Source organism: Nocardia cyriacigeorgica, assembly GCF_029868385.1.
Classification (GTDB): Bacteria; Actinomycetota; Actinomycetes; order Mycobacteriales; family Mycobacteriaceae; genus Nocardia; species Nocardia cyriacigeorgica_F.
Genome location: NZ_JARWNX010000063.1, coordinates 1 through 8137 on the forward strand (window position 1 = coordinate 1; position 8137 = coordinate 8137).

The following is an 8137-nucleotide window of genomic DNA, read 5'->3' on the forward strand; positions in this document are numbered from 1 at the left end:
TTTGGCGACGGCGGTGGGCACGTTGCTCGGTTCGCTGGTCGGTGGTGTGCTCGGTTGTGTGGCGGGTGCGATCATCGGTGCGCCGCTGGTGGTGCCGACGTTCTTCGCCGGTCCGATCGGTCTGTGTATCGGTGGCGCCGCGGTCGGTGTCGCGCTCGGTGCGGCCGCTGGCATGATCGCGATCGGAGTTCCGGTCGGTGTCGCCGCCGCGATTCAGTTCTTCAATGCGACCCAGCCTCGCTGAGAATGCGACCCAGCCCGCTGAGAATGTGACCCAGCCCGCTGAGAATGTGACCCAGCCCCGCTGAGTGAAATCCGGTGTCCGTCCAGCACAGAAGTGCCGGACGGACACCGGAGTATTTGCACCATTTCCCGGTGCACGAATACCCGCGGATACGCGCGGGTAGGCTCGGCCACGGCCAGCGTGCCCGATCGTGCCGATACCGCGCCGGGTGCCCATATCGCGAAAGAGGCGAGCAGGATGGTTTCGACGTCGCAACCACGTGTTTCCCCGGGACGGCTACGTCAGCTGGGGCCGATCAACTGGGTGGTCTGGCAGGTGCTCTCGCGGGCGGCCGGAACCTCCGACGCGCACCTGTTCAGCACGCTCGGCCGCACCGGTGGACTGTTCCGCGGCTGGCTGCACTACTCCGGCAAGCTCATGCCCGGCGGCAAATTGACCAGGCACGAAGCCGAACTCGTCATCCTGCGGGTGGCCCATCTGCGCTCCTGCGACTACGAGATGGACCATCACATCAAACTCGGCAGGCGCGCGGGTGTCACCCCGGAGATCCTGGACCGGGTGCGTACCGGCCCGGACGCGGACGGATGGTCGGGCAAGCATCGCGCCCTGCTCACCGTCGTCGACCAACTGGTCACCACCCGCGATATCGATGACGCGGCCTGGCAGCAGCTGTCTGCTTACTACGACGATCGCCACCTCATCGAAATCGTCCTGCTGGCAAACCAATACGAGGGTCTGGCCTCCACGATCACCGCCCTGCGCATCCAGCGCGACCAGATGTAGTCGCCGACCGCCGGACCGGCAGCTGCCGCAGAACGTCTGGCTTGTTCGGCCCGTAGGGTTCCACCGCCGCCGCGACTCCATCGAGCATCGCCCGGTCGATGGTGAGGCCACCGCGGATCTGCCCGCCACGCGTATCTGTTCGTGACGCCGGGCGACCGTCACGCTCGGTGACCCTGGTCTGGCCCCGCGTGTCCGTTCGTGATACTTCAGCCGCGTTCGATCAGCGCGGCGAGACCGTCGAGAACTCGCGCGAGCCCGAACTCGTAGGCGTGGTCGGCACTGTAGGCGGAGTCGTAGGCATTACCCGCCGCCGCGCCGACACGAGTCGCCAATGGATATCGCTCGGCGTCGACCAGGGTTTCGAGCAGGGGCGCGACGCGTTCCCACCATTCGCTATCGGATCGGGCGCTCGCGGCGGCTGCGCGGGCGGTGTCGTTGGCGATGCGTGCCACCGAGGTGACGAAACCGAGCAGGTGGGTGAGGGCCGCGTCCATCTGGACGTCATCGAGGCCGAGCCCGGCGAAGGCGCGCAGTTCGTGGTCGTATTTGGCGATCTGTCCCGGTCCGAGCGGCGGACGGGTGGTCGGGACATCCGCGACCCACGGATGTTCGGTCAGCATGGCGCGGTTCTGCTCCGCGACGGCCGTGATGCGCTCGCGCCACGGTAGGGCGCTCGAATCGGGGCGCGGCATCGCCAGGTAAACAGCGTCGAGCATGAGATCGATCAGCTCGGCCTTGCCTGGCACATAGGTGTAGGTCGCCATCGGCGTGAGGCCGAGGTGGGTGGCGACCGCCCGCATGGTGACCGCACCGATGCCGTCGGCGTCGGCGATCTCGATGGCCGCCGCGACGACGGCGTCGACGCTGCTGCGCTGTTTCGGCCCGCGACCGGTGGGGCCGGGAACCCGCCACAGCAGCTCCAGCGTCCGTACCGGATCTCCCGCGCTGCTGCGCTCCTTCGCCACACGGCCTCCTTATGGGTGATTCATGTCACAGTGCGTCTGATCGGAAATTTCTCTACAAAGTATAACGTACTTAGTAGAGAGAAACCGATCGAAGGAGCCGCCATGCGCATCACCGAATCCGCCATCTCGCTCAATGTCGCCGATCCGCAGGCCTCGGCGAAGTTCGTCATCGACCACCTCGGCTTCACCGAGAAGATGTCGGCCGACGGTTTCGTCGCCCTCAACCGGCCCGACGCCGGTATGGACCTCATCTACCTGCGCACCGGACTGAAATCCTTCAAACCGGCCAGTGCGGCGGGTAGCGCGGGTGAGGGCCTGCTCGTGGTCTTCGTCGTCGAGGACATCGACAGCGAGTACGAACGCCTGCGGTCCGAGGGCGTCCCGATCGTCACCCCGATCGAGACCGAGGAGTGGGGCGAACGCTACTTCCAGATGTCGGACCCCAACGGCATCCTCATCCAACTGGTCCAGTGGGTTTGACTGCCCGCGAGTGGCACCTGCCTGCGGCGAACTGCGAGAACGCCCCGCGCTCAGGTGCCACTCGTCGGGGGGACCCGCTGTTGGGGTGGCAATCGGCGGGGTAGGCGGTCATGATCTAGGCGAGTGTCGGGGGGTGCTCTGCCCGGCGCTCCGAGCGATGGCTGGATCGGGACGCACGTCAGGGGTTGTGCACGATGCTGGTGAAGATCGAGACGGGGGCGCAACTGTCCGCGCCCGAACGGGAATTCGTCGAATGCCTGCGCAGGCTGCCCACTACCGGAGTGGCGCTGATCGATCTCATGGTGGGGCCAGAACATGGGAAGCGGCAGGTGGATGCCGTTGTCTGGACGCCGAACGGGGTCACCGTGCTCGAGGCGCGCGGGTTCCGGCGCAGGCAGAGCGGCCTGCTCGAGGTGGCCGCCGACGGGCCGTGGACCATCAGCTCCCAGCCCGCCGACCTGGACCAGCCCGCTGATGTGAGCGTGTCCGACCAGTTGGAAAACGCGGTGCACGAGGTGAAGTCCGCGCTGGAGCGCTCGCTCCAGGATCCCGGCCATCTCTGCGGCGCCGTCGTACTGCTGCCGTTCCGTGGTGCGGTGGTGCGCCCGGCTCGCACCACGCTGCGCCCCGGCCTCGATGTGGTGGTCGCCAATACCGCCGATCTCACCGAATTCCGTATCTACCTGGAGAACTTCGGCTCCCCCTCACGCAGCTGGACCGCGGATCGGGTCGCGGCCGCGGCGTCGGCGCTCACCCGATCCGCGGGTAGCGATATCTGCCCGACCCGCGACGAACTGCTCGCCGCCGGTTTCGACGCGGCAGCCCCGAAACCGGTCTCGATACCTGCCCGCCCGGCCCCGTCGAGACGTGACCGGAAGCCGGAGGCCAGCGGCGGTCAGACCGCCGCCGCCTGGGTGGTGTTCACCGCGGCGATTCTCGGGACGCTGGTGGTACTCGGCGTCATCGTGCGCGCCGTTGTCACCGATCGGACCGAGATCGAACCCGCGGCCACCACCACCTCGGTCGCCACACCATCGCCCGCACCACGAACCCCGGTGGACTGCTGGCCATTGCAGCAGGGGTGCTGAGTAGATCGCCGACATCGGCGGCTCAGTCGCGTACGGCTTGCGCCAGCCTGGTCAGATGTAGCGCCGCCTTCGCCCTGGCAATGACATGTGCCCGCGACGAATCGATATGCGTGGTCAGCGTTTCGAGGGCGGCGGCGTGATCACCGGCGAGCAGCTGTTCAGCGATGGCGATGTGCTCGGCGGTCATGGAGGCGATCCGGTCGGCGGTCGGCATATCCATGGTTCGCACCGGCCGTACGCGCACCTGCACCGAAGCCAGCGCGTCGGCGAGGGCGGCATTGCCCGCCGAGCGCAGCAGCATCGTATGGAACCGGTCGTCGGCCGCGATGAGGTCCGGTCCGGGTTCGGGCGGGTTCTCGGCCAGCCCGCGCCAGAGATCGAGTTCGGCGCGAACCATGTCCAGATCGTGCGTCGGCGCACCGAGTGCGCGCTGGATACCCCTGGACTCCAACACATTGCGCAGTTCGTAGAGCTGATCGAGTTCCTCGAGGCGCGGCCGGAACGGGTACAGCCCGTCGTTGCGCCGCTCCACCAGACCATCGGCGAGCAGCCGCGCCAGCGCCTCGCGGACGGGGGTGCGCGAGACCCCGTAGGTGTCCGCGAGACGTTCCTCGCCCAGCCGTTCGGTCGAGACCAGCACACCTTCGGCCAGATCGCGCCGCACCGCCTCATACACCTGAGCACTCAGCGGGACCCGCCCCCGTCGCGTCACGGCTCAGATCGCCATCGCCGAACGGACGACGCTCTCCGCGCCCGCACCACCCTCGCCGGAGGAGGTGATCCGGCCCGATTGCAGCACGTAATACCGTTGGGCCGCCTGTAGCGCGAAGCCGATGTGCTGTTCCACCAACAGCACACTCAACCCGCCGCGCCTGGTCAGGTCGATGATGGTGCGTTCGATCTCGGCGACCACCGAAGGCTGGATGCCCTCGGTCGGCTCGTCCAGGATGAGCAGCTTCGGTTCGGTGATCAGCGCCCTCGCGATGGCGAGCTGCTGACGTTGTCCGCCCGACAGCAGGCCAGCCTTGCGACCGAGCAGTTCCCGCAGCGCGGGGAACAGGTCGAGTGATTCATCGATCAATGCCTTACCGCGTTTGCGGCCATCGGCGACGACCTGGAGGTTCTCCGCTGTGGTCAACTGTGGAAAACTCTGCTGCCCCTGTGGGACGTAGGCGATCCCGCGGCGCACCCGGCGTGACGGCGAGAGTTTGGTGATCACCTCACCATTGAACGTGATGCTGCCGGATTTGCAGGTCAGCAGCCCGACAGCGGTGCGGAGCAGCGTCGTCTTCCCGGCGCCGTTGTGTCCCATGATGGCGACGACGCTGTCGTCGGGCACGGTCAGCGATGCGCCGTGGATCACCTCGGTCCGGCCGTAACCGGAATGAATATCAGCCAATTCGAGCATCGGCGCTCTCCTCATCATCGGATTCGGTCATCGCCGCCGCGGTGCCGAGGTAGACCTCCTGCACCTTCGGATCGGCCTGCACCTGCTCGACGGTGCCCTCGCTCAGCACCCGCCCACCCGCGAGCACCGTCACCGAGGTGGCGAACGAACGCATGAAGTCCATATCGTGCTCGACCACCACCACAACCCGTTCACCACCGATGCGGCGCAACAGGTTTCCGGTCTCCTCGCGTTCCTCGGCGCTCATCCCCGCCACCGGTTCGTCGAGCAGCAGCACCGACGCGTTCTGCACCAGCAGCATGCCGATCTCGAGCCACTGCTTCTGACCGTGCGCCAGCACACCGGCGGGCTGATCGCGCAGCGCGCCGAGCCCGGTGATCTCGAGCGCCTCTTCGATACTCGGCAGCACCGAGGTGCGGCGCCGCAGCAGGGTCAGCGCGGACCGTCCGGCGCCAGCGGCGATATCGAGGTTCTTCACCACGCTCAACTGTTCGAAGACGCTCGCCGTCTGGAAGGTGCGGCCGACGCCGAGCCGCGCGATCTGATGCACCTTCTTGCCGAGCAGTTCGACACCCGATTTCTGCGCCGACCCGGTGGCGGGGGTCAGGCCGGTGATGGCGTCGATGAGGGTCGTCTTCCCCGCGCCATTGGGGCCGATGAGGAATCGCAGATCACCCTGTAGGACGGTCAGATCGACATCGGTGACGGCTTTGAATCCGTCGAAACTCACCGAAAGTCCGCGCACTTCGAGGTATTCGCTCGACATGCCCGCGTTGCCGCCGCGTCTGGGTTCGTGTTCGGTCATCGCGACTGCACCTTCTCCTCGGTCCGTACCGGTAGGGGTTCGGCTGGCGGATCGTGTGGCGGTGGGCTCTTCTCCCGCTTCGGGGTGCGCTCGCGGACGAACCGACGCAGCGACGGCCACAATCCGGCCAGCCCCGCGGGCACGAACCCGACCACCACGATGAACAGCACACCTTGCAGATACGTCCAGCCCGACGGGAACTGTTCCGACAGCGCCGTCTGCGCCCACGCCACGCCGATCGCGCCGAGCACCGGCCCGAGCAACGTGGTGCGACCACCGATGGCCACCCCGATCAGGAAGGCGATCGAGGGCACCACACCGATATCGGCGGGGGAGATGATGCCGACGATCGGGGTGAACAACGCGCCCGCGATCCCCGCGAAGAACGCCGCGACCACATACGCGACGATCTTCACATTGGCCGGGTCGTAGCCGAGGAACCGCACCCGCTCCTCCTGGTCACGCACCGCGACCAGCAGCTCCCCGTACCGGCTGTGCATGAGCTGGCGCACCACCGCGACCACAACGAGCAGCGTGCCCGCCGCGATGAAGAACAGCATCTGGCGATTGACCGGATCGCTGAGCTTGAACCCGAAGAACGCCCGGAAATCCGACAACCCGGTGAAGCCGCCGATGGTCTGCTGACCGGTCAGCAGAATCGCCAGAGCGGCGGCCAGCGCCTGACTCAGAATCGCGAAGTACGCGCCCTTGACCCGCCGTTTGAAAACGCCGTACCCCAGCACCGCCGCGACAAGGGCGGGCAGCAGCAGAATGGCGATGATCGCGACCGGTGCCGATGCGAAAGGCTGCCAGTACGAGGGAAGTTCGCGTATTCCGGCGATCTCCATGAAATCGGGGACCTCATTGCCCATCCGCGTCGCATCCGCCATCTGAAGATGCATCGCCATGATGTAGGCGCCGAGACCGAAGAACACGCCCTGACCGAGGGTGAGCATTCCGCCCCGCCCCCACGCCAACCCGATGCCCGCCGCCACGATGGCGAAGCACAGGAACTTCGCGAGCAGGTTCAACCGGAAATCGCTGAGCACCGCCGGAGCCACCGCGAACAACAGCACCGCGGCCAGCGCGAAACCGCCCCACACGCGCACCGAGGAATTCGCGAACCACCGTGATGAGAACGTGGTCATGCCAAACTCCTAGTCCGAACCGTGAACAGGCCCTGTGGACGAACCTGCAAGAAGATCACGATGATCACGAAGACGATCACCTTGGCGATCGAGGCCGTCGTCGAATACTCGATGAAGGAATTGAGCAGCCCAAGCGCGAACGCCGCGATCACCGTGCCCTTGATCTGACCGAGCCCGCCGATCACCACCACGAGGAACGCATCGATCAGATAGCTCTGCCCGATGGTGGGGCTGGTCGAACCGATCAGTGTCAGCGCGACACCCGCCACACCGGCAAGACCGGAACCGATGAAGAAGGTACTGATATCGGTGAAGCGTGAAGACACACCGCTGGTTTCGGCGAGATCGCGATTCTGCACCACCGCACGAATACGGCGGCCCAGCGGCGTCGTCTTCAACACGATCGCCAGCACCGTGACCGCGACCACCGCGAGCACCAGAATGAAGATCCTGGTCTTGGGCACCACGGCATCCAGAATCGTGACACCACCGCTGAGCCACTCCGGCACCAGCACGTTCTTGGCCGGTGCACCGAAGATATCGCGCGCCAACTGCTGCAACACCAACCCGACACCGAAGGTCACCAGCAACGTGTCGAGCGGACGGTGATACATCCAGCGGATCAGCCCCATCTCCAGCGCCGCCCCCAACGCGCCACCGACCACGAAACCGACCAGCAACGACACCAACAGCGACACCCCGGCCGAAGAGAACACCTGCTGAACAACATAAGTGGTGTAACAACCGGCCATGATGAACTCGCCGTGCGCCATATTGATCACGCCCATCTGACCGAACGTCAGCGCGAGACCCAGCGCGGCGAGCAACAGGATAGATCCGAGGCTCAACCCGGTGAAGAGCTGGCCTACAACGACTTCCATCAATAACTCCGTATCTATTTGCCGCTGGCGCGGCGTGTTCGCGGCCCCTGGTGGCTCGCGGTTTCGAGGGCGCGGGGTGGCGTCGGGGTGGGGCGCGGGCCCCGCAACCCCCGGCCGGCTGGCCGACACCTCGATTCCACTATGAGGCACACCACAAAATCCGGCGCCGAACTGTGTCGTGCGGGCCGGTCCGGCTCCGACCTGTTCACGAGAGCGTCACCGGACGCCGCCCGGTCCGGCTGGCGGGCGGGCGCCAGGCCAGTGCCCTCGAGATCCAGCGCGAGTACTATGCGCGCGCTGTCGAACATCTGCGCAACCGTGATCGGGACCCGCAG

General features: G+C 66.3%; 9 protein-coding genes and 2 pseudogenes. 5 read left to right on the plus strand and 6 right to left on the minus strand.

Annotated features, from left to right (window positions below; genetic code table 11):
- Positions 1-244: pseudogene (locus QH168_RS25375) on the plus strand (hypothetical protein); the annotation flags it as partial.
- Positions 245-481: 237 nt separating this feature from the next.
- Complete coding sequence (locus tag QH168_RS25380; RefSeq protein WP_280468340.1) at positions 482-1027, plus strand: carboxymuconolactone decarboxylase family protein; 546 nt, start codon at positions 482-484, stop codon at positions 1025-1027.
- A gap of 206 nt (positions 1028-1233) precedes the next feature.
- Here QH168_RS25380 and QH168_RS25385 read toward each other — a convergent pair whose 3' ends face one another.
- A complete protein-coding gene (locus tag QH168_RS25385; protein WP_280468342.1) occupies positions 1234-1992 on the minus strand; it encodes a TetR/AcrR family transcriptional regulator C-terminal domain-containing protein in 759 nt (252 codons plus the stop codon).
- A 102-nt stretch (positions 1993-2094) separates the two neighbouring features.
- Here QH168_RS25385 and QH168_RS25390 point away from each other — a divergent pair, with 102 nt between their 5' ends.
- Positions 2095-2472 carry a VOC family protein gene (locus QH168_RS25390; RefSeq protein WP_280468344.1) on the plus strand — a complete coding sequence of 126 codons (378 nt, stop codon included), beginning with the start codon at positions 2095-2097 and terminating at the stop codon, positions 2470-2472.
- A 194-nt stretch (positions 2473-2666) separates the two neighbouring features.
- Positions 2667-3560, plus strand: coding sequence for an NERD domain-containing protein (locus QH168_RS25395; protein ID WP_280468346.1), 894 nt, complete (start codon positions 2667-2669; stop codon positions 3558-3560).
- Positions 3561-3582: 22 nt separating this feature from the next.
- On the opposite strand, the gene QH168_RS25400 is transcribed toward QH168_RS25395, so the two are convergent.
- The 5 genes from QH168_RS25400 to urtB are packed head-to-tail and all read right to left on the minus strand — an operon-like array spanning position 3583 to position 7802.
- Positions 3583-4272, minus strand: coding sequence for a GntR family transcriptional regulator (locus tag QH168_RS25400; protein ID WP_280468348.1), 690 nt, complete (start codon positions 4270-4272; stop codon positions 3583-3585).
- Positions 4273-4275: 3 nt separating this feature from the next.
- Positions 4276-4968, minus strand: a complete 693-nt coding sequence (gene urtE / locus QH168_RS25405; RefSeq protein ID WP_280468349.1) for an urea ABC transporter ATP-binding subunit UrtE — start codon at positions 4966-4968, stop codon at positions 4276-4278.
- A complete protein-coding gene (gene urtD, locus QH168_RS25410; RefSeq protein ID WP_280468350.1) occupies positions 4952-5773 on the minus strand; it encodes an urea ABC transporter ATP-binding protein UrtD in 822 nt (273 codons plus the stop codon). Before urtD ends, urtE begins: the two co-directional genes overlap by 17 nt.
- On the minus strand, positions 5770-6921 hold the full coding sequence (gene urtC, locus QH168_RS25415; protein ID WP_280468352.1) for an urea ABC transporter permease subunit UrtC: 1152 nt from the start codon (positions 6919-6921) through the stop codon (positions 5770-5772). The genes urtD and urtC overlap by 4 nt, the downstream gene beginning before the upstream one ends.
- Positions 6918-7802 (minus strand): urea ABC transporter permease subunit UrtB, encoded by an 885-nt coding sequence (gene urtB, locus QH168_RS25420; RefSeq protein ID WP_280468354.1) that lies wholly within the window; start codon positions 7800-7802, stop codon positions 6918-6920. The genes urtC and urtB overlap by 4 nt, the downstream gene beginning before the upstream one ends.
- 185 nt (positions 7803-7987) lie before the next feature.
- Here urtB and QH168_RS25425 point away from each other — a divergent pair.
- Positions 7988-8137: pseudogene (locus QH168_RS25425) on the plus strand (proteasome accessory factor PafA2 family protein); the annotation flags it as partial.